This window comes from Maribacter sp. 2-571 (genome assembly GCF_050589625.1).
In the GTDB taxonomy this organism is placed as follows: Bacteria; Bacteroidota; Bacteroidia; order Flavobacteriales; family Flavobacteriaceae; genus Pelagihabitans.
On record NZ_JBNGOP010000013.1, the window covers coordinates 14,553 to 36,460 of the forward strand.

The following is a 21,908-nucleotide window of genomic DNA, read 5'->3' on the forward strand; positions in this document are numbered from 1 at the left end:
AGTTATGGTCGGGAAATGGTAAAGGGCCATCCCTCGAATTGGCGGGCACCTGTTTTGGTAACATCTTCGTACCGCGGCCAACATTCAAAAGTAACGGTAGCCGATTCTTTATTAAACCGAATAAGACCATAACCGCTCCCTTGTGAACGACTTTCCGGATTGGCATAGGCCATCATCGATATTTTATTGTGAAACCCGTCTAAGTAATCGCCCGTCCAGGGAAGCGTGGTATCCGGGTTCGGATGTGCGCCTGTTTTTTCATCTTCGGGCCACCACCAGCGACTGTAATAATCGTTTACGATCGCGGGCACTACAAAAGCCCAAGGGCCATCCCCAAAGGCCTCCGTTCCGTGTTTGACGATGGTCGCCAAATGCTGGTCCCCCGCAATGTGAACGGCATTGGCCCGCTGTATCAGTTTGAGCGCTTTGTTTCTTCCCGTTTGGGGCCAGCCATTGCTGTCGAGGTCGGCATGCAGTCGATTTTCGGTGCCACCATGGATGTGGGCACCTCCACAAAATCCGGTCTGCGACAAAACCACTTTGAGCATTTCGGTACGTTCCTTGCCCCAAGTTTCCAAAAAACGGAGTTGCCGGTCGCCCAACAATTGTAGCCCTTGCAGGTCAATGGATGCGGGATCGTATGCAGGATTTCGGATATGATCTGGCCTAGGGCCTTGCTGTGGAATTTTTCCCTCCGGACCGGACTTAAATTTGCGATCTTCCACAATGGCAAAATCGATATCGCCCAATACCAAGTTGGTGTAGTATACGCCAATGCCCCGTTCGATAGGGGTAGGGTCGAACGGATCCGGTAAATGGGCCGTTTGACAGCGTTCTACCATTTTTACGTATTCGGGGTGATAGCGGTAACCACCGTCCGGACCTCCGGGGCTTTTAGAAACCTTTCCGTTTTCGCCCCATAAATTGCCCTGCCCGATATCATGGTCGTCCGGGATGGTGATGCATGGCCTATTTCTAAAGGTTTCCCGAAACTGAAGCCCGAACTTTAACCAGGCTGCCGTATGTTCAGTATGGTCGTACGATTGGTCTCCGGCAAAAAAAATTAGGTCAGGGTCCTGGTAGTCGATATTTCGAACATAATTTTCGCGCAATCCACGATCTTTATTGGAATTGCAAGATAACGCGGCCAGTGCGATTTCGTTTTTCGCCTTTGGATTTTTCCGGATACGTCCCGTATAAACGGCATTTGGGCCATGGCGCAAACGATAGTTTACATCCTTGGAATCGTCCCAGTTTCCCACCCGAAAAAGGGCCGACCATCCCAACTCGTTCACTTTTCTGGTTTGTATCGCTTTCCATTTTCCGTCTTCCTCTATTTCAAGGGTCGTTTCCCGCGTCTCGTCCGGGTAAAGTGGATAAAGTTGCGCGCTTAGCTTGAGCGTATTGTTTGATACGGTATAAAGACCAAAAGCGATTACACTGTCCCGATCGACCTTCAGTTCGATAATCGGGTTTTTCCCGCGATTCCACCAATCGTTTATGGCCAAGGTGTCCACCTTTGAAAATGGAGCGATAACGTAGTTGCCGGAAGTTTTATTTTGCTCTGAACAATTAAAGAGAATAACCGCAAGGAGAACAAACAGATATGGTTTCATGATCATGGGGCTATTTTTTGAGAAATAATTGTTCGGTATATTGTAGCAATTCCGTTCCGCCCGATTCCCCATGCCCGGGGATTACCGTCTTCAGATCGGGATAGGTGTGCTGTATTTTTGCTATCGTTTCGCTCCACGCATCGGTATCGGCATCTCCTAGAAAACCTTTGGTCGCGTTCATCGACTTCACCATGCAACCGCCAAACAACAAAGTTTCGTCGCTGACATAAGTGCAAATGTTATCGCTGGTATGGGCAGCGCCCAAAAAACGGTTTTCGACCATGGATCCGCCGATGTTGAGCCATAATACGTCCGAAAATCCATGTAGCGGAACCGCCGATCCGGACGGTGCGGCCAACGCAATCGTTCGTATATTGGCGTAGGAGGCAATACCGGCATCATGAAAAGGTTGTAGGCCCCCTAGACAATCGTTGTGAAAATGGTTGATGACCACCGCCCGGAGCATGTGCCGTTTTTCTTTGGTGACCCATGCGAGCAGTGCCTCGGAGACCGCATCTTCCGTAGGGGTGTCCACCACAACTGCCTTACCGTTTTTTAGGTAGATGTAACCGTTGCAGGCCACCTTTCCAAAATCTTCGGTCTGTAAGTACGAAACATGCACAAAGCTATTTTCGGATAGCGCTATGATTTTTAAGGAATCGGAATTGTAAGCTATCGTTTGTTTTTGTGACCTACATAGCATTGTCATGAACATGGTGCAGGTGAGCAATAGAAAGTGTTTGCCGTGGCGCATATTGGATGCTTTTTATACCATTTCAAAGTTAAAAAGGTATTCGTACGTTAAATTTAAAACATTATACCATTTCAAGGTTAAAGTGGTATTATCTTTCAAGAATGAATAGTGGCCCCAATGAAAAATTGATATTTGTTTACAATGCCGATGCCGGACTTCGCAACGCGATGCTGGACACGGCACATAAAATTTTTAGTCCCTCCACCTACGCATGTCGATTATGCGATATCACCTACGGGTTTTTCACGGAAAACCAAAAGTGGAAGGCGTTCCGGGAAAAAAGCAAGATCGAGATGGAGTTTTTGCATAAGGACGAGTTTGCGAAAACCTATCGTTCAAAGTTTGGACACAAGTTCACGTTTCCGATCGTACTATTGGCAACGCTCCAAGGCTTGGATGTTTTTATCGGTACCGAGGAACTCAATGCCATGGAAGACCTTGAAGCACTGACCACCACTATCGAGGAACGTCTTTGAGAATGCTATTTTTAAGAGTTTTGAGCGGTAAAAAAATCGGAATTGATCTGGTCTATAAAATGTAACAACGTTTCCTTGCCCATTTTTTTAGAAGAAGAGGTAACAAAGTATTGCGGAGCCTCTTCCCAAACACTTTCCAGAAGTTGTGCGATATAAGCCGATACCTGGCGTTCGATCGCCTTTGGTTTCAATTTGTCGGCTTTAGTGAATACGATACAGAATGGAATTCCGTTTTCACCCAACCATTCCATGAATTCCAAATCTATTTTTTGTGGTTCATGGCGTACATCTACCAAAACGAAGGAACAGACCAATTGTTCGCGTGCTTCAAAATAGTCGGTGATGTAGCGCTGAAAGGTCTTTTTGTCCTTTTTGGAGACCCGTGCATATCCATATCCCGGTAAATCTACCAAAAACCAGTTATCATTGATTTTAAAATGATTGATAAGCTGTGTTTTTCCAGGTTTTCCAGAGGTTTTGGCGAGACCCTTTCGGTCCGTAAGCATATTGATGAGCGACGATTTCCCCACGTTGGAGCGCCCGATAAAGGCATATTCCGGTATTTTTTCATTGGGGCAATGCTCCACTTTGGAGTTGCTCATTACAAAATGGGCCGATTTTATTTTCACTGCTTCCGTTGGTGTTTAGAATAGGGATGTTTGAAAAGGTATGTAATTTTAGATAGACCATCGTCGGGGCAAAAATACCTCCGTAAATCGGCAAGAAGGGCAATGTTATTAGAACCCTCTTTTTTCCAGCCAGGCATCAAGAATTTCATTGAATTCCTCAGGGTGTTCCATCATTGGCGCATGGCCACATTTTTTTACCCAAAAGAGATTAGAATCCGGCAGTAGTTCATGAAATAGTTCGGCCACATCGGGCGGGGTAACGCCGTCGTTTTCGCCCCAAATGATACAGGTAGGGGTCTTCATCTTTGGAAGGTCCTTGGCCATGTTGTGGCGTATGGCACTTTTGGCAATGGCCAATGTCCGAATGACCTTGTTACGGTCGTTTACCGTCTCAAAAACCTCGTCCACGATTTCCTTGGTGGCGACCGCCGGGTCATAAAACACATCCTCGGCCTTTTTTTTGATAAAATCATAATCGCCCCTTCGTGGATACCCGTCACCCATTGCACTTTCATACAAACCGGAGCTGCCGGTAATGACGAGCGCCTTCACCATTTCGGGATACATTTTGGTATGCAAAAGACCGATATGGCCGCCTAACGAGTTGCCCAGCAAAATAACGTCCTTTAGTCCTTTGAATTCGATGAATTTTTCCAAAAACTTGGCGAATTGCTTTACGTTGGTCTTTAGCACCGGCATATCGTAGATCGGTAATTCCGGAATTAAGACCTTGTATCCTTTTGGTGGAAAATGTTGGGTAACCCCATGAAAGTTGCTCAGCCCTCCCATCAGTCCGTGCAGTATTATGATGGGAGCGCCTTCCCCCACTTCAATATACCGGTACTTACCTTCAGAAATCAATTTTTCTTCCATTTAGGAATCGTCTTGGCTTATTGCGCAAATATAGGTATTTAACACTGAAATGCGACACATTAAGGATACGGTTCAAAGGGACCGTCGAAAGCGGTTCTTGGTTTTCAAGACGTCTTCAGGCATCAAAATACGACACAAATTATCAACAAAGTGGTAATTTGTGGTAAAATGTGGTAATAAAATTTGTAGTTTTGAGTTATTAAACAAAAAACCAACCATTTAAGGTGATCAATTTCATTGGGTCATACGATTGTAAAGCTGATGCCAAAGGTAGAATAATGCTACCTGTTGCGCTAAAAAATCAGATGTCACCTTTATTGAAAAATGGTTTTGTGATCAAAAGGGCCGTTTTTAGGGATTGCCTGGAACTGTACCCTATGGAGGTGTACAACGCTATGATGGAAAAGATGAACCGTAAAAATCGCTTTTTGAAAAAGAACAGTGATTTTATCCGAAGGTTCACCGCCGGGGTAAAGGTGGTCGAGATCGACAGTACTGGGCGCCTGTTGATTCCCAAAAATCTGATTGCCGTGGCCGGCATCAAAAAAGAAGTGGTGTTGAGCAGTGCGATCGATATGGTGGAGATTTGGGACAAAACGGGCTATGAGAGCGTGTTGGACGAGACCGCGGTCGATTTTGAAGCACTTACCGAAGAGGTTATGGGAACGGAAGAAGGAGGACCTGAAGATGTATCATAATCCCGTATTGCTCGAGGCTTCCGTAGCGGGGCTTCAAATAAAGGCCAATGGAACGTATGTCGACGTCACTTTCGGTGGCGGGGGACATTCAAAAGAAATATTGCGACAGTTGGGCGAAAACGGAAGGTTGTTCGCCTTCGATCAGGACGAGGACGCTTTGGAAAACACCATTGACGACCCCCGGTTTACGCTGATCAACGAGAACTATCGCTATGTGAAACAGTTTTTAAAGTTCTATGGCGTTAAGGAGGCCGATGGTATACTGGGCGACTTTGGGGTTTCCTCCCATCAGTTCGATACCGCGGAGCGCGGGTTTTCAACCCGTTTTGATGCGACCTTGGACATGCGGATGAGCGGTCGCAATCCAATTTCGGCCCATGATGTTGTGAATACGTATTCCTATGATGCCCTGCGAAAGGTGTTGTTCGATTATGGTGAGCTGCGAAACGCAAATGCCATTGCTACCGAAATAACAGGGTTCCGGGATAACGGTAGTATCGATACTACCTCGGACCTAAAAGCGGTATTGAAACGGTTTTTGCCCCAAGCGAAAGCGCATAAGATCTTGGCCCAGATATATCAGGCCATCCGAATCGAGGTAAATCAGGAAATCGTTTCGATAAAGGAGTTTCTGATGCAGACCCAAGATGTAATCAAAACGGGAGGTAGGCTCAGTATCATCAGTTACCATTCCCTGGAAGATCGGTTGGTAAAAAGATATATCAGGGCAGGCCGTTTTGAAGGCGAACCGGAAAAGGATTTTTATGGAAATATCGATGTCCCCTTTAAAAAAGTTGGACCCTTGGTAGTTCCCTCCAAAGAAGAATTAAAACAGAACAATCGGGCCAGAAGCGCCAAGTTAAGAATAGCGGAACGGCTTTAATCCCGACAAAATAGATACGTCCCAAACAAGTACGACCATGGTGAAAAAAGGAATTCTAGACATTTTAAAGGGCAAATTTTTGGTAAGCGGCGACGCGCCTAAAAATTGGTTGTTCATCATTTTTGTTTCCTTTTTGGCCACCGTGATGATCGGTAGCAGCCATAGCGCCGATAAAAAAGTACACCGTATCGCGGCACTGAACGAGGAAGTAAAAGAGCTGCGCAGTCAGTTTGTAGATATCCATAAAGATGTACAACGCCTAAAACTGGAGTCTACCATCACCGAAACGGTGGCGGCCAATGCCCTGTACCCCTCAGAGGAGCCGCCCAGAAAGATCAGGGTAAAATCTAAAGAAGCAACCGAATAAAGTGGCGGTAACCGAAAAACACATACTACGACGATTATACTTGGTGGCGGGCTGCCTGTTTCTGTTCGCGATTGCGGTAATGGTGAAACTGGTCAGCATTCAATGGGTAGATGGCGAAAAGTATCGCGATCTGGCCGAAGAGCGGACGACCAAAATGTTTACGATCGCTCCAAATCGCGGAAACCTCTATTCCGATGATGGTAGTCTTTTGGCAACCTCCGTATCCCGTTATACCATACGTTTCGATGCCGTTACGGTGGATAGCGATGACTTTAAGGACAACGTGGTTCCTCTGTCCGACGCTCTTTCCAAGCTTTTGGGACAATCATCGTCCTATTACCAACAACGGTTGCGCAAGGCCAGACAACATAAGAACCGTTATGCCCTGATCGCAAGAAACTTGGATTATTCGGAGTACATGGAGGCCAAGGCCTTCCCTTTATTTCGTTTAGGGCCGTATAAGGGCGGCCTGATCGTAGAGCAAAAAACGGTACGGGAGCATCCGTTGGGAAAAATTGCCGAGCGTAGCGTCGGGTACGAACGTGTGGACGAGAACGGTTACTTTACCCGGGTCGGCCTGGAAGGTGCTTTTGGGGACTATTTAAGGGGAACCCAGGGCAAACGACTGAAACAGCGTATCGCAAAAGGCCAATGGAAGCCCATCGGGCAAGATAATATCGTAGAGCCAAAGGACGGTTACGATGTGGTTTCCACAATCGATATCAACATTCAGGATATTGCCCATCATGCACTGTTGCGGCAGTTGGAGCATTACAAGGCGGAACACGGTTCGGTAATCGTAATGGAAACAAAGACCGGGGAGATCAAGGCCATCTCAAATCTGGGAAGAACCTCCGAAGGGAAGTACTACGAACGGTTGAACTACGCTATCGGCGAATCACACGAACCGGGGTCTACGTTTAAACTGATGAATCTGGTGGCCGCACTGGAAGATAAAATCATCGATACCAGTAGTGTCGTTGATACCGAAAAAGGGATTTGGCGAATTTATAAGCACCGGGTAAGGGATTCCAAATGGGGCGGATATGGAAAAATTTCCATGGCCAAGGCATTTGAAGTGTCCTCCAATACCGCTTTTGCCAAAACCATACATAACGGTTATAAGGACGCGCCGGAAAAATATGTGAACCGCTTAATGGGAATGGGCCTGCACAAGGAGCTCGGCCTACCGATAAAGGGCGAGGGGAAACCGGTATTGCGTTACCCGGGCGACAAAGGATGGTCCGGACTGTCCTTGGCGCAAATGGCATACGGTTATGAAGTGGCCATGACCCCCCTTCAAGTGCTAACCTTTTATAATGCCATTGCCAACGATGGGGAAATGGTGAAACCGCGTTTGATCAAGGAAGTACGGGAGTGGGACCGAAGCGTATATCGATTCGAGAAGGAAGTGATCAACTCCGCCATCTGTTCCAAGGAAACCGCTTCAAAGGTAAAGGCTTTGATGAAAAATGTGGTGGAAAAGAAACATGGCACCGGTCACGGACTGTACTCGCCCAATTTTTCAATGGCCGGAAAAACGGGAACGGCACAAAAGAACTACGCTACCAAAGATCGTGATCGATTGAAATACGTTTCTAGTTTTGCCGGTTATTTCCCTGCCGACAACCCTAAATATTCCTGTGTGGTGGTCATTCACGATCCCGACGTTGAGGTAGGGTACTACGGTGCCGATGTATCCGGACCCGTTTTCAAATCGGTAGCCCAAAAAATATATGCCAACTCTCCCCTGATCGATGAGGTAGAACTGCCAAAGGAAATCGATCCTGCCTTAAAAGATCATTTTCAAAAGTATTATGCCGAAGTAGAGAAAGCGTACCGGCAAGTACCCAATGTAAAGGGAATGAGTGGTATGGACGCCATTTCGATATTGGAGAATTTAGGGTTGCAAGTAGAGGTACGCGGAAATGGAACGGTAAAAAAACAATCGGTTTCGCAGGGCACCGATTTGGAAAAGGCGGATAAAATCGTATTGGAACTTTCATGAAGTCGTTAAAGGACATATTATACGGGGTAGGACTTACCGGTGTAACCGGAAGCACCGCTGTACTCGTAAATGAAATCTGTTTCGATTCCCGAAAGGTGGGAATGGACGATGTGTTTGTTGCCTTAAGGGGAACCTTGGTCGATGGGCACGAATATATCGCCCAGGCCATTTCCCAAGGAGCAAAGGCCATTGTATGCGAAACATTGCCAGAAACCTTGGTAAACGAATTGACCTATATCGAGGTTCGCAACGGACATACGGCCTTGGCCGTAATGGCAGCAAATTTCTATGATAATCCTTCCAAGAATTTAAAATTGGTAGGGGTGACCGGAACAAACGGTAAAACGACAATAAGCAGCTTGTTGTACCAACTGTTTAAAAAAGCGGGATATACCGTGGGTTTGATCTCTACCATCAAGATCATGGTCGATGATGTGGCCCATTCTACCCAACATACAACTCCGGATGCACTGACCATCAACCGCTACCTAAGCCTAATGGTGGACGCAGGAGTGGCTTTTTGTTTTATGGAGGTGAGTTCCCATGGTATCCATCAGAAAAGAACAAAAGGATTAGTATTCGAAGGTGCTATTTTCACCAACCTTTCCCACGACCATTTGGACTATCACAAAACCTTTGCCGCCTATCGCGACACCAAAAAGATCCTGTTCGACGAACTGCCCAAGAAAGCCTTCGCTTTAACGAACATCGATGATAAAAACGGGATGGTCATGTTGCAGAATACACAGGCAAAAAAATATACCTACGCCCTAAAAAGTTATGCCGATTATCGTTCCCAGATATTGGAAAACCAATTGGACGGGCAATTGTTGAAAATTAACGAGCAAGAGCTGTGGTCGAAGTTGATAGGCCATTTTAATGCCTACAACATGCTGGCCATTTATGCGACTGCCGATCTTTTGGGACTGGAAAAGTTGGAAACGCTTCGGTTTATGAGCGAATTGGATAATGTGGATGGACGCTTTCAATATTATATGTCCGAAGAACGAATTACCGCTATTGTCGATTATGCCCATACGCCGGATGCGTTAAAAAATGTGCTCGAGACCATCGGCACATTGAGAACTGGAAATGAAAGCGTCATCACCGTTGTGGGGTGTGGTGGCGACCGAGACAGGTCTAAGCGTCCGGTTATGGGCCATATCGCCGCGGAGATGAGCAACAAGGTGATCTTTACCTCCGACAATCCCCGTTCCGAATCGCCAGAGGCCATTATTGCCGAAATGGAAAACGGAGTGGAACCACAGCACCACAAAAAGGTATTGTCCATCACGGATCGCAAACAGGCCATCCGTACCGCTTGCCAAATGGCAATGGCCAACGATATTATTTTGGTGGCGGGTAAAGGGCATGAAACCTATCAGGAGACCAACGGAGAGCGGATCGATTTTGATGATTTTAAAATAGTAAAGGAGTTTTTAAAGGTGTTGGAGAAGTAGTTTTCAACAACGGATACGATAAAACAATTAGAAAAAAGCAGGTCGTGCGAATACGATCAACAAGTAACCCAAACAAATGCTGTACTACTTATTTGATTATTTAGAAAAAGAATATCAAGTGCCCGGTGCAAGCCTGTTCAGTTTTTACACCTTCAGGGCGGCAATGGCGGTATTGTTTTCTTTGGTAATCGCCGCAGCTTATGGGAAACGGATCATTCTTTTTCTACAGAAAAAGCAAATCGGGGAAACCATACGGGACCTTGGTCTGGAAGGACAGCAGCAAAAGGCGGGTACGCCTACCATGGGGGGGCTAATCATTATCATGGCTACAGTGATACCGGTGCTATTGTTGTGCAAGTTGGACAACCTGTATATCATCCTGTTGTTGGTGACCACCCTTTGGATGGGGCTGATCGGTTTTACCGATGATTACATCAAGGTTTTTAAAAAGGACAAAGCAGGGTTAAAGGGACGTTTTAAGGTTTTAGGACAGCTGGTCCTTGGTTTAATGGTGGGCGCAACGCTCTATTTTCATGACGATGTGACCATGCGCGAACGCAACACCTCTAGGATTACCGAAAGTTTTACCGTGGAAACGGTAGAAGGCGCCTTGGTAAAATCGACCCGTACCACAGTGCCGTTTTTTAAGAACAATGAATTCGACTATGCGAATTTCATCTCTTGGGCGGGAGAGGGCGCTACGGACTATGCCTGGTTGATTTTCATTCCCGTCATTATTTTGATCATTACGGCCGTATCCAACGGGGCCAACCTTACCGATGGTATCGATGGACTTGCCGGGGGTACATCGGCGATCATTGTTTTTGCACTTGGCCTGCTCACATGGGTTTCAGGAAATTACATATTCTCCGATTATCTGGATATTATGTTCATCCCCAATGTGGCGGAGCTGGTCGTTTTTATTGCCGCTTTTTTAGGCGCCTTGGTCGGTTTTTTATGGTACAACGCTTTTCCGGCACAAGTTTTTATGGGCGATACGGGTAGTTTGACCATTGGCGGTGTTATTGCGGTAATCGCCATCATCATTAGAAAAGAACTGTTGATTCCTTTGCTGTGCGGAATCTTTTTTGCGGAATCGCTCTCCGTCATGCTTCAGGTGGGATACTTCAAATATTCCAAGAAGAAATCCGGGGTGGGCAAACGCATTTTTTTAATGGCCCCATTGCATCATCACTATCAGAAAAAAGGATACCACGAGAGCAAGATCGTAACGCGCTTTTGGATCGTGGGCATCATTTTGGCCATTTTGACCATTGTAACCCTGAAAATCCGATAGATGCGGCGTTTAGTGGTTTTAGGTGCAGGTGAAAGCGGAGTGGGTACCGCCATTTTGGGAAAACAAAAAGGATACGAGGTATTTGTATCCGATAGCGGAAAAATAAAGGAAAACTATAAAAACGTTCTTGAACATTTTGAGATTGACTGGGAAGCATCCCAACACAGCGAAAACCGAATACTGACCGCGGATGTGGTGATGAAAAGTCCGGGCATACCCGATACCGTTCCATTGGTGGTACGGTTGAAGGAAAAGGGGGTGCCGGTAATTTCCGAGATCGAGTTCGCCGCGCGGTATACCGATGCAACGATTATTGGGATAACGGGCAGCAATGGAAAGACCACCACTACCTTATTGACGAACCATATCCTTAAGAAAGGGGGCGCCAATGTGGGAATGGCGGGAAATATAGGCGACAGTTTTGCCAAAATGGTGGCGGAACGTTCTTTTGACCATTATGTGCTCGAGATCAGTAGTTTTCAACTGGACGGTGTAACGGATTTTAGACCGCATATCGCCATAATCACCAATATAACACCAGATCACCTGGACCGCTACGAGTATCAGTTTGAAAAGTACGTAGCCTCCAAATTTAGGATAGCACAAAACCAGACCTCGGAGGATTACCTTATTTACGATGCCGATGATAGCGTAATCGTCGATTGGTTGGCCCGCAACCCCGTCAAATCAAAATTACTCCCTTTTTCACTGGAAAAGATGGTGGACGAAGGGGCCTGTATCAAAAACAACGAAATACAAATAACAACAGCTAATAATACCATTACGATTATGACCAATTCCCTTGCCTTAGAAGGAAAACACAATGTAAAGAATACCATGGCGGCCGCGACGGCAGCCAAATTGGTGAACATTCGCAAACAGACCATCAGAGAGAGTGTACAAAACTTTCAGGGGGCTTCGCATCGACTGGAAAAAGTATTGAAAATACATCACGTCCAATACATAAACGATTCCAAGGCGACCAATGTAAATGCTACCTACTACGCGCTCGATAGTATGTCCGCACCCACCATTTGGATCGTTGGCGGGGTCGACAAGGGAAACGATTATAGGCAATTGATGCCATTGGTCCGGGAAAAGGTAAAGGCCGTTATTTGCTTGGGTTCCGACAATACCAAGATCAAGGAAACCTTTGGTAATGTAGTGGATCTTTTGGTAGAGACGTTTGCTATGGAAGAGGCCGTAAAGGTGGCCTATAAGATTGCGGAACGGGGAGATACCGTATTGCTTTCTCCCGCCTGTGCCAGTTTTGATTTATTTGAGAATTATGAAGATCGTGGCGATCAATTCATTAAAGCGATTAAAAGTTTGTAACAATGCGCAACTTGGTAAAAAATATAAAAGGGGATAAGGCGATTTGGGCGGTTGTGGCCCTGCTTGCCCTGTTTTCCTTTTTGCCGGTTTATAGTGCGAGCAGTAATCTCGTTTACGTGGTAGGTAATGGTACCACAACGGGACACCTGTTCAAACATGCCTTGTTGCTTGTTTTGGGTTTTGGGATCATCTATGGGATCCACCGTATTCCCACCCATTATTTTAAGGGGCTGTCGCTAATTGCGATGCCCGTGGTCATTGTACTGTTGGCCTTTACGCTTGCCCAGGGTACCACGATCGGTGGTGCCAATGCAAGTCGGTGGATCAGTGTGCCTTTTGTGGGCATCAGTTTTCAGACATCGAATTTGGCCGCTGTGGTGCTGATGATCTATGTGGCCCGATATCTGACCAAAATCAAAGATCGAACGATCGGTTTTAAGGAGAGCATACTGCCCTTATGGCTGCCCGTGTTTTTAGTATTGGTATTGATTTTACCCGCAAATTTTTCCACGGCGGCGATCATTTTCTCCATGGTGCTGTTGTTATGCTTCTTGGGTGGCTATCCCATAAAGTACCTTTTAAGTATCATCGGTACCGGGCTATTGGGCCTTACCCTGTTCATTGTGGTGGCAAAAGCGGCACCGGAACTGTTCAACAACCGTGTGGACACATGGGAGCGCAGGGTGGAAAGTTTTTTTGGGGGTGAGGATGCGGAAGCGGGTTACCAAATCGAAAAGGCCAAGATTGCCATCGCTACCGGGGGATTGGTAGGCAAGGGCGCGGGAAAGAGCGTCCAAAAGAATTTTTTGCCCCAGAGTTCGTCCGATTTTATCTATGCGATCATCATAGAGGAATATGGGCTGGTAGGCGGTTTCGCCTTAATGTTTTTTTACCTCTTGCTGCTCTTTCGGATCGTGGTGGTGGCAAATGCCAACCCTACCATTTTCGGAAAATTGTTGGCATTGGGGGTAGGTCTGCCCATCGTGTTCCAGGCCATGATCAATATGGCGGTGGCGGTGGAGCTGTTTCCGGTAACGGGGCAGACCCTGCCGTTGATCAGTAGCGGGGGTACTTCGAGCTGGATGACCTGTATGGCCATCGGAATCGTATTGAGCGCCAGCGTAAAGGATTTTTCGGTAACCTCCGTTGGCGGTAAGAAATCAAAAGTGAGCGATAGCAACCCTTTAGAAGTACTCAGTGGGCAAGTTTAGGTTCATACTGTCCGGGGGGGGTACCGGAGGACATATTTACCCGGCAATTGCAATTGCCGATGAGTTAAAACGGCGTTACCCTGATGCCGAACTGTTGTTCGTAGGGGCAAAGGATCGTATGGAGATGGAGAAAGTGCCACAGGCGGGGTATCCTATAAAAGGACTGTGGATTACGGGGATACAACGGAAACTGACGCTTAAGAACCTGATGTTTCCATTTAAATTGATCAGTAGTTTGGTACAAGCGCGAAAAATTGTTTCAAAGTTTAGGCCCCATGCCGTTGTCGGTACCGGTGGTTTTGCCAGTGGTCCGTTGTTGCGGGTCGCATCTGGCAGAAACATCCCCTGTGTGTTGCAGGAACAAAATTCCTATGCGGGAATAACCAATAAATTATTGAAAGATCGTGTTGCCAAAATATGTGTTGCCTATGATGGAATGGAGCGTTTTTTTCCAAAGGATAAAATTGTAAAAACAGGAAATCCGGTACGTGGCGACCTGGTCGATATCAAAGCAGGAAAAAAGGAGGCGCTCGAGCACTTTGGGTTGCAGGAAAGCAAAACTACCTTAGTGGTGCTAGGGGGGAGTTTAGGGGCCAGAAGAATCAACCAGTTGATCGAAAAAGAACTGGGCTTTTTGGAGTCGTTGGGCATTCAGTTGCTTTGGCAATGTGGAAAGCTATATTACGGGGAGTATAAAAAGTACCATTCGGATAGCGTAAAAGTAACCGCTTTTTTAAACCGTATGGATTATGCCTATACCGCTGCGGATAGCATTATTTCACGCGCGGGAGCAGGTTCGGTTTCCGAACTGTGTATCGTTGGGAAGCCTGTCATTTTTATTCCCTCGCCCAATGTGGCGGAAGACCATCAGACCAAAAATGCACAGGCATTGGAAAAGGAAAATGCGGCCCTTCTTCTGAAAGAATCGCAATTGGATACCGAATTTGAAACGGTTTTTTCGGCATTGCACCAGTCCGAAGAAAAGCGAAACGCCTTGGGCAACAACATCAAAGCATTGGCATTGCCCGATGCCACACGGCATATTGTGGACGAAATTGAAAAATTATTAGAAAACGAATGATCTATATGGTTCCCGAGGGAACTTTAAAATAGTTAGCGCAGCATCGTATTGCAATGAACTTGAACAACGTACATAACGTATATTTTATCGGTATCGGAGGTATCGGCATGTCCGCTTTGGCCCGTTATTTCAAGTTTATAGGCAAAAATGTGGCCGGATATGACAAAACTGCCACGCCGCTGACGGCCGAGTTGACAGCATTGGGTATCGATATCCACTATACGGACGACTTGGAGCACATTGCGGCGCCCTTTTTAGATAAAGCGGATACCTTGGTCGTTTATACCCCGGCAGTGCCGGAAACGCATACCGAATACCGGTATTTTGTATCTATGGGATTTGAGGTGTTAAAACGATCGGCGGTATTGGGCCTTATTACCGAAAGTACCTTTTGTTTGGCCGTCGCGGGTACCCATGGGAAAACGACGACCTCCTGTATTCTGGCACATTTGCTCTCCGAAACGAATACGTCCATGACCGCATTTTTAGGTGGGATTTCAGAGGATTTTAACAGTAATTTTCACTTTAGGGGAAATGAAGTTTCGGTAGTGGAGGCCGATGAGTTCGATCGTTCCTTCTTAAGCCTTTCGCCCAACGTGGCCTGTATTACGTCCATGGATGCCGACCATCTGGATATTTATGGCGATGTATCGGAACTGCACAAGTCGTTCCGGGATTTTAAGGAACGCATCAAGCCGGGAGGGGTGCTTTTCGTGCGCAACGGACTGCCCATCCCAGGAATTACCTATGGTATCGAGGACAATTCGGACTATTGTATCCGAAATGTAAAAATAGAAGAGGGGGCCTATCGGTTCGATCTGGAAACTCCGGAAACAACCATTAAAGGCGTTCGGTTCGGCAAACCGGGAAGGCACAATTTGCTGAACGCTCTGGTGGCCTTCGCCATGGCAGTTCAAACCGGCGTGGAACCGGACCATCTTGCAAAGGCTTTGGATGCCTTTAAAGGGGTGAAGCGACGGTTCTCCTATCAAATGAAATCGGAACATTTTATTTTCATCGACGACTATGCCCATCATCCTACGGAAATCGATGCCGTATTTGAGGCCATTTCGGAAATGCATCCCGAAAAAAAGGTCCTTGCCATTTTTCAGCCGCACCTGTTTTCCAGGACCAATGATTTTGTCGATGCCTTCGCCGAAAGCCTTTCCCGCTTTGGTAGCATCATATTGCTCGATATTTATCCGGCAAGGGAACGGCCCATGCCCGGAGTGACCTCTGAATGGTTATTGGAAAGGATAACGAACCCGAATAAAAAAGTAATGGCGAAAAAAGAACTTGTCGCCGAAATCAAACAACAAGGACCAGAGGTTTTGGTAACCTTAGGGGCCGGAGATATTGGATTGGAAGTACCAAAAATTAAAAGAGAATTGGAATATGCGTATTAATTGGAACCTTGTAAAATTAATGGGATTGTTGGTGGTCGTCACCGGGCTTTATGCTTTCTCCGCGCACCGGAACAAACAAAAGAAAGTGCAAGGACTTAAGGTAGAGTTTACGGGAGACCAGAACCTGTACATTACGCAGGACATGGTTAATAAATTGTTAATACAAAAATTCGGGAGCCTCGAAAACCTGCCCAAAGAAAAATTAGTTTTGAATACTATGGAGAAGGCCGTTGAGGCCAATGAAATGGTAAAAAACGCCCAAGTTTATCTTACTGTAAACGGTGAACTTACGTCCAGAATTGTTCAGCGAAAACCAATAGGACGAGTAGAGGGGTCATCTAAATATTATTTGGATGACGAAGGGGTACGCATGCCATTATCGCGGGTGTACTCCGCGCGGGTGCCGATTATTACCGGAAAAGTTACTGGCGATAGTCTGGAGGACGTTTATGAGATATTGAAGTTTATTAATGAGGACGAGTTTTTACGCAAAAATGTCATCGGCATTCACGTAGAAGAGCTTCATAGTTATCAGTTGAAATTTCGAATGGAAAATTTTGTGGTGCACCTCGGCGATGTGCAACATTTAAAAGAAAAGTTCGACAACTTCAAGGCCTTTTACGCAAAGGCCCGAAAAGATGAGACCTTAGGGAAATTTGCCATGGTGAATTTAGAGTTTAACAATCAAGTGGTGTGCACCAAAATATAAATTATGGAAATAGGAAATTATTCGGTCGGTTTAGACATCGGAACAACCAAAATTGTTGCCATAATCGGTAAGCAGAACGAGTACGGAAAAATTGAAGTACTGGGAATCGGCAAATCCAAAAGCTTGGGCGTGCACCGGGGTGTGGTCAACAATATTACACAGACCATAAAATCCATACAGCAAGCGGTAGAGGAGGCCGAGATGAACTCTGGGCTTAAAATTGGTTCCGTCGTCGTTGGTATCGCAGGACAACATATCCGAAGCCTACACCATAGTGATTACATTACCCGGGCCGATTCGGAAGAGGTGATCAATGAAGATGATCTGGACAAACTGTGCAACCAGGTGTATAAATTGGTAATGCTTCCCGGCGAAGAAATCATACATGTTCTTCCCCAAGAGTATAAGGTGGACGGTCAGGCAGAGATCAAAGAGCCGATTGGAATGTACGGAGGCCGTCTTGAGGCAAATTTTCATGTAGTGGTAGGCCAAGTTTCGTCCATTAAAAACGTAGGCAGGTGTATTAAAAGTGCCGGTCTGGATTTGGGCAACATTACCCTAGAACCCTTGGCATCGTCCGAGGCCGTTTTAAGCAAGGAAGAAAAAGAGGCCGGTGTGGCCTTGATCGATATCGGTGGCGGTACCACCGACCTCGCCATTTTTAAGGATGGTATCATTCGCCATACAGCGGTCATTCCCTTTGGTGGTGGTATCATCACCGAGGATATTAAAGAGGGATGTTCCATTATAGAAAAACAGGCGGAGTTATTGAAAATCAAATTTGGTTCGGCCTGGCCCGGGGAAAATAAGGACAACGAAATCGTTTCCATTCCCGGACTCCGCGGTAGGGAGCCCAAGGAGATTACCTTAAAAAACCTGTCCAAGATCATTCATGCCCGAGTGGTGGAAATTATCGAACAGGTTTACGTTGAAATTAAAAACTACGGACACGAAGAGCAAAAAAAGAAACTCATCGCGGGTATCGTACTTACGGGCGGTGGTAGTCAATTAAAGCACTTGAAGCAATTGGTGGAGTACATTACCGGAATGGATACTCGAATCGGATTTCCGAACGAACACCTCGCGGGCGATTCCGATTCCGAAATCGCCAGTCCGCTATACGCTACTGCGGTCGGACTGTTGATGAATGCCGTTCAAAACGGTGTGAAAGAAAAAATGCAGGAAACCGAAACACCTTTGGCCGCACAAAAGAATGTTGCCGCGGCTAAAGAAAACGCAAGGGAATCGGCCAACGAGGAAGGCGAGTTGGTCATGGCCGGAGAGCCGGCGGAACAAGAAAAACAGCTACGCCCAAAACGGGAGCGGAAATCTGTTTTTGACAAATGGTCCGAGAAGTTGAAAGACTTTTTGGATAATGCCGAATGATCGGTAAAAGAAGAACATGCATAGCATCAGTTAACAATAAGAACCAGTAAAAAAGTACTATGAGTAACAACACGGAATTTGAAGGAATTGCCTTTGACCTGCCCAAGCATCAAAGCAATGTAATTAAAGTAATCGGCGTTGGTGGCGGTGGAAGCAATGCCATCAACCACATGTTCCAGTCGGGAATCAATGGCGTTGATTTTGTGATTTTGAACACCGATTCACAAGCACTGCAAAATAGTTCGGTACCCAATAAAATACAGTTGGGAGTATCCTTGACCGAAGGGCTCGGTGCAGGTGCCAATCCCGAAGTGGGCGAACAGGCAGCTTTGGAAAGTATGGAAGATATTAAAGGAATGTTGGATACCACTACAAAAATGGTATTTATAACCGCAGGTATGGGCGGAGGAACAGGAACTGGTGCTGCTCCCGTCATTGCCAAGCAAGCAAAGGAAATGGATATCCTTACCGTGGGGATCGTTACCATGCCGTTTCAGTTTGAAGGAAAAATGCGTTGCCAACAGGCACAATTGGGTATAGAAAAATTACGCTCCAATGTGGACTCCCTTATCGTCATCAACAACAATAAGTTGCGTGAGGTGTATGGGAACTTAGGCTTTAAGGCCGGTTTTTCCAAGGCGGATGAAGTGTTGTCCACCGCCGCAAGGGGCATTGCAGAGGTGATTACCCATCACTATACGCAAAATATTGACCTTCGGGACGCCAAAACAGTGCTTTCCAATAGCGGTACCGCTATTATGGGGTCCGCAGTTGCCACTGGTTCGGCAAGGGCCAATGAAGCCATTATGAAAGCGTTGGATTCTCCTTTGTTGAACGATAATAAAATTACCGGGGCCAAGAATGTGTTGTTGCTTATCGTTTCCGGTTCGCAGGAAATCACCATTGATGAAATCGGTGAAATTAACGACCATATTCAGGTAGAGGCCGGGCATGGTGCAAACATCATTATGGGGGTCGGTGAAGATGAGGAATTGGGAGAGGCCATTTCCGTAACCGTTATCGCTACCGGTTTTGATGTAGACCAGCAGGACGACATTGTGAATACCGAATCCAAAAAAATCATTCATACGTTGGAGGACGAGCAACGAGCGGTCCGCAATTTGAGCGAGCCCAAAACGGTCGTACACCAATTGATCGAAGAACCGGAGGAGACCGTTAAAGAGGAACCTACGGTAAAGTATGTTTTGGAAGAAGAGGAAATCGGTATGGATCTGATACCGACGACCAATTACATTAAAAACTTCAATGTTTTTTATGAAGAGGTGGTGGAGCAGGTGGCAAAGCAGGAAGTAAAGGAAGATGACTTCATTATTATCGATGCAAACGAAACATTGAACAATATTGAGGTTATCGATGCGGAAGAAGTAGTAGCTCCCGAGAACGACGATCAATTTGCCATAAGTTTTGATATGCCTTTGGCCACGGACAATGACTCGGAAAAGGATGAGGAAAATGTGGTGATGTTCAATTTGGAGGAAGAAGTAAAGGACATTAAAGTGGAGGACCACGTGGAGGTGATCCCAGTTTTGGAGTATAATAAAAATGGGGAAACACGCTATAGTTTGGATGACTATATGGAGCTGGAGAACAAGCTGACAGGTGCCAAATCCAAGGCCGAAGAATACGAGCCAAAAATCGTGGAGGACGAGCTGGTGTTCGAAAAGAAGACCGAAACGGAAGCCAAGGCGGTAGAGACCAAGGAAGTTTCTGAAATCGACCCTATGGACAGCCCAATAGAAGCATTGCTTAAGGAACGGGCCGACGAGCGCAGAAAAAAACTAAAGGATTTCAACTATAAGTTTCAGAACAATGTGAACAATATAGAAGAAATCGAAAAGGAACCTGCTTATAAGCGACAAGGAATCGACCTAACGGAGAAACCTCGGGAAAACAAGGTATCGCGTACTACGTTGAGTGAAGATAGTAATGACGATGCGCAATTGCGGTCCAACAATTCCTTTTTGCACGACAATGTAGATTAAGGTCAAAAATTTCAATTACACTTTGGACCCGAAAAGCAATTTGTTTTTCGGGTTTATTTTTTATCTTCGCAGACCAATTACAAAAGATGGGTTTACAACAACAAGTAATGGAGCAGATGAAGGAGGCTATGAAGTCGAAGGACAAGGTAGCATTGGAGTCGTTGCGCGCCATAAAATCAGCTTTGTTGTTGGCTCAAACGAGTGGTAATTCCAATGACGGACTTACCGAGGAGGAGGAAGTGAAGTTGGTTCAGAAGTTGGTAAAACAACGGAAGGACAGCGCCGCTATATTTCAGGAGCAAGGCCGTGAGGACCTTGCTGCCCCGGAGTTGGAGCAGGTAGCGGTAATCGAACAGTTTCTTCCGGAGCAATTGGACGAAGCGGCCATAGAAAATGTAGTTGCGGATGTCATCCAGAAAACGGGTGCTTCCGGAATGAAGGATATGGGAAAAGTAATGGGAATGGTATCAAAACAGTTGGCCGGGCAGGCCGATGGAAAAACCATCTCTACGATAGTAAAACAGAAATTGGCATAGCCATATAGTAGGCCGCGTGGCGCAACTGAATAGCGCATCAGATTTCGGCTCTGAGGGTTGGGGGTTTGAATCCCTCCGCGGTCACTACAATCAAGAACCACGTCTTTTAGGCGTGGTTTTTTGTTTTTTGGAAAAACTAAGGCAGTAGCCTTGAAGTTTAGGAGAAAAACACAAAACTAGGGCGATAGCCCCTGGTTCGCAATTTGCAAAGGGGAGCGCAATAGGGATATGCAATCCCTCCGTGGTCATAAAAAGAGATAAACATTATGTTTGTTTATTTTTATTTTGTTGATATTCAATTATACGCGTTGAATTCATTCAAACTATTCTCCCAAGAGGTTTTGAGTATTATGCAACGGTAAATTACAGGATATCATTATTTAATAAGTTTGAATTTCAAAGTGTCACCTAAAACGAACAATCTAATTTAAAGTATCGAGTATCATAGCTTTTTCGGTTCGAACGTTTATTACTTTGGCTAATCAAAGTATTGGCGGTTGGGCAATTGATCGTAAAAGACATCTATAAACCTCAATTGATGGCTGACGACCTTGAGTCTATAAACGCTTAACTTATAGATTTAAAATCTCATATTATGAAATGAGCCATAACAATTCTTGATACCAACCGAGATGATTATTGGCGAATTACATCTGACCATTAAAAAGCAATAAATATTAATAGATGAAAATAGCTTTCAGAACAAAGGACGAGGCAAATATGGAGCAGGAAAGAGATTTCCTTGCTTTATCCGGAAGCGAAAGGTGCTATCGTTTTATTGAGTTGATACAACATGGCAAGAGGCTTCCCACCAGGGCAAAAAAAACTGGACAAGAACAGTTTCAAGGTTAAAATCAAAACCAACGATTAATGCAACAATGGAAAAAAGACGTTGATCAATTTCTCAAGCTGGCCGATAGTCGTGGTGTGCGAATGCCGATGGTAGGTGGCGTAGCGGTAAATTTTTATGGTTGCCAAAGACATTCTGCCGCTATTGATTTTTGGCTGGAAACCTCTAAAGAAAACATGAAAAGCTGGGAAGGGTTTTCGAAGAAATGGGCTATGATTTTAATGGATTCCCTAATGAAGTACGAGAACAGAAACAAAATATCTCCTTAAAGTTTTCTCCAGCTGATTTGGATGTTGAACCCATAACCAATTCATTATTGCTGTTAAATTA

General features: G+C 45.7%; 20 protein-coding genes and 1 tRNA gene. 17 read left to right on the forward strand and 4 right to left on the reverse strand.

The genetic code is table 11. From position 1 onward, the window contains the following. Nucleotides 1–2: 2 nt before the first annotated feature. Together ACRD7P_RS10820 and bla are read right to left on the reverse strand one after the other, a co-directional pair. Nucleotides 3–1,616, reverse strand: a complete 1,614-nt coding sequence (locus ACRD7P_RS10820; RefSeq protein ID WP_430907606.1) for an alkaline phosphatase D family protein — start codon at nucleotides 1,614–1,616, stop codon at nucleotides 3–5. A gap of 10 nt (nucleotides 1,617–1,626) precedes the next feature. Then, on the reverse strand, nucleotides 1,627–2,370 hold the full coding sequence (bla, locus tag ACRD7P_RS10825) for a subclass B1 metallo-beta-lactamase (protein WP_430907608.1): 744 nt from the start codon (nucleotides 2,368–2,370) through the stop codon (nucleotides 1,627–1,629). A 101-nt stretch (nucleotides 2,371–2,471) separates the two neighbouring features. Here bla and ACRD7P_RS10830 point away from each other — a divergent pair, with 101 nt between their 5' ends. Then, a complete protein-coding gene (locus tag ACRD7P_RS10830; protein WP_430907609.1) occupies nucleotides 2,472–2,846 on the forward strand; it encodes a GTPase in 375 nt (124 codons plus the stop codon). An 11-nt stretch (nucleotides 2,847–2,857) separates the two neighbouring features. Here the strand turns inward: ACRD7P_RS10830 and yihA are convergent, their stop codons facing one another. After that, the gene (gene yihA / locus ACRD7P_RS10835; protein WP_430907610.1) at nucleotides 2,858–3,475 is read right to left on the reverse strand and encodes a ribosome biogenesis GTP-binding protein YihA/YsxC; all 618 of its coding nucleotides are present in this window, start codon (nucleotides 3,473–3,475) and stop codon (nucleotides 2,858–2,860) included. Nucleotides 3,476–3,583: 108 nt separating this feature from the next. After that, entirely contained in the window at nucleotides 3,584–4,348 is a 765-nt protein-coding gene (locus tag ACRD7P_RS10840; protein WP_430907611.1) for an alpha/beta fold hydrolase, read from the reverse strand. Between the two features lie 224 nt (nucleotides 4,349–4,572). Between ACRD7P_RS10840 and ACRD7P_RS10845 the strand changes: the two genes are divergently transcribed. From ACRD7P_RS10845 to ACRD7P_RS10920, 16 genes are all read left to right on the forward strand, one after another. Further along, nucleotides 4,573–5,046, forward strand: a complete 474-nt coding sequence (locus tag ACRD7P_RS10845; protein ID WP_430907613.1) for a division/cell wall cluster transcriptional repressor MraZ — start codon at nucleotides 4,573–4,575, stop codon at nucleotides 5,044–5,046. Next, nucleotides 5,036–5,929, forward strand: a complete 894-nt coding sequence (gene rsmH / locus ACRD7P_RS10850) for a 16S rRNA (cytosine(1402)-N(4))-methyltransferase RsmH (RefSeq protein WP_430907614.1) — start codon at nucleotides 5,036–5,038, stop codon at nucleotides 5,927–5,929. Before ACRD7P_RS10845 ends, rsmH begins: the two co-directional genes overlap by 11 nt. A 40-nt stretch (nucleotides 5,930–5,969) precedes the next feature. Further along, entirely contained in the window at nucleotides 5,970–6,296 is a 327-nt protein-coding gene (locus ACRD7P_RS10855) for an FtsL-like putative cell division protein (protein ID WP_430907729.1), read from the forward strand. Between the two features lies 1 nt (nucleotide 6,297). Then, nucleotides 6,298–8,304: a penicillin-binding protein gene (locus ACRD7P_RS10860; protein ID WP_430907615.1), complete on the forward strand. Its 2,007-nt coding sequence runs from the start codon at nucleotides 6,298–6,300 to the stop codon at nucleotides 8,302–8,304. After that, nucleotides 8,301–9,764 (forward strand): UDP-N-acetylmuramoyl-L-alanyl-D-glutamate--2,6-diaminopimelate ligase, encoded by a 1,464-nt coding sequence (locus ACRD7P_RS10865; protein ID WP_430907616.1) that lies wholly within the window; start codon nucleotides 8,301–8,303, stop codon nucleotides 9,762–9,764. The genes ACRD7P_RS10860 and ACRD7P_RS10865 overlap by 4 nt, the downstream gene beginning before the upstream one ends. Nucleotides 9,765–9,840: 76 nt before the next feature. Continuing rightward, the gene (gene mraY / locus ACRD7P_RS10870; RefSeq protein ID WP_430907617.1) at nucleotides 9,841–11,061 is read left to right on the forward strand and encodes a phospho-N-acetylmuramoyl-pentapeptide-transferase; all 1,221 of its coding nucleotides are present in this window, start codon (nucleotides 9,841–9,843) and stop codon (nucleotides 11,059–11,061) included. Further along, entirely contained in the window at nucleotides 11,062–12,396 is a 1,335-nt protein-coding gene (murD, locus tag ACRD7P_RS10875) for a UDP-N-acetylmuramoyl-L-alanine--D-glutamate ligase (protein ID WP_430907619.1), read from the forward strand. It begins immediately after the preceding gene. A 2-nt stretch (nucleotides 12,397–12,398) separates the two neighbouring features. Further along, the gene (locus ACRD7P_RS10880) at nucleotides 12,399–13,607 is read left to right on the forward strand and encodes an FtsW/RodA/SpoVE family cell cycle protein (protein ID WP_430907621.1); all 1,209 of its coding nucleotides are present in this window, start codon (nucleotides 12,399–12,401) and stop codon (nucleotides 13,605–13,607) included. Further along, on the forward strand, nucleotides 13,594–14,688 hold the full coding sequence (murG, locus tag ACRD7P_RS10885; RefSeq protein WP_430907622.1) for an undecaprenyldiphospho-muramoylpentapeptide beta-N-acetylglucosaminyltransferase: 1,095 nt from the start codon (nucleotides 13,594–13,596) through the stop codon (nucleotides 14,686–14,688). The genes ACRD7P_RS10880 and murG overlap by 14 nt, the downstream gene beginning before the upstream one ends. A gap of 53 nt (nucleotides 14,689–14,741) precedes the next feature. Next, nucleotides 14,742–16,094 (forward strand): UDP-N-acetylmuramate--L-alanine ligase, encoded by a 1,353-nt coding sequence (gene murC, locus ACRD7P_RS10890; RefSeq protein ID WP_430907624.1) that lies wholly within the window; start codon nucleotides 14,742–14,744, stop codon nucleotides 16,092–16,094. Beyond that, on the forward strand, nucleotides 16,084–16,803 hold the full coding sequence (locus ACRD7P_RS10895) for a cell division protein FtsQ/DivIB (protein WP_430907625.1): 720 nt from the start codon (nucleotides 16,084–16,086) through the stop codon (nucleotides 16,801–16,803). Before murC ends, ACRD7P_RS10895 begins: the two co-directional genes overlap by 11 nt. Before the next feature lie 3 nt (nucleotides 16,804–16,806). Next, nucleotides 16,807–18,189, forward strand: a complete 1,383-nt coding sequence (gene ftsA, locus ACRD7P_RS10900) for a cell division protein FtsA (protein ID WP_430907627.1) — start codon at nucleotides 16,807–16,809, stop codon at nucleotides 18,187–18,189. A 59-nt stretch (nucleotides 18,190–18,248) separates the two neighbouring features. Next, entirely contained in the window at nucleotides 18,249–20,192 is a 1,944-nt protein-coding gene (gene ftsZ, locus ACRD7P_RS10905) for a cell division protein FtsZ (protein ID WP_430907628.1), read from the forward strand. Between the two features lie 86 nt (nucleotides 20,193–20,278). Next, entirely contained in the window at nucleotides 20,279–20,728 is a 450-nt protein-coding gene (locus ACRD7P_RS10910) for a GatB/YqeY domain-containing protein (protein WP_430907630.1), read from the forward strand. 10 nt (nucleotides 20,729–20,738) lie between these two features. Continuing rightward, nucleotides 20,739–20,812 (forward strand) — tRNA-Arg (locus ACRD7P_RS10915). A gap of 786 nt (nucleotides 20,813–21,598) precedes the next feature. After that, entirely contained in the window at nucleotides 21,599–21,847 is a 249-nt protein-coding gene (locus tag ACRD7P_RS10920; protein ID WP_430907631.1) for a hypothetical protein, read from the forward strand. Nucleotides 21,848–21,908 lie beyond the last annotated feature (61 nt).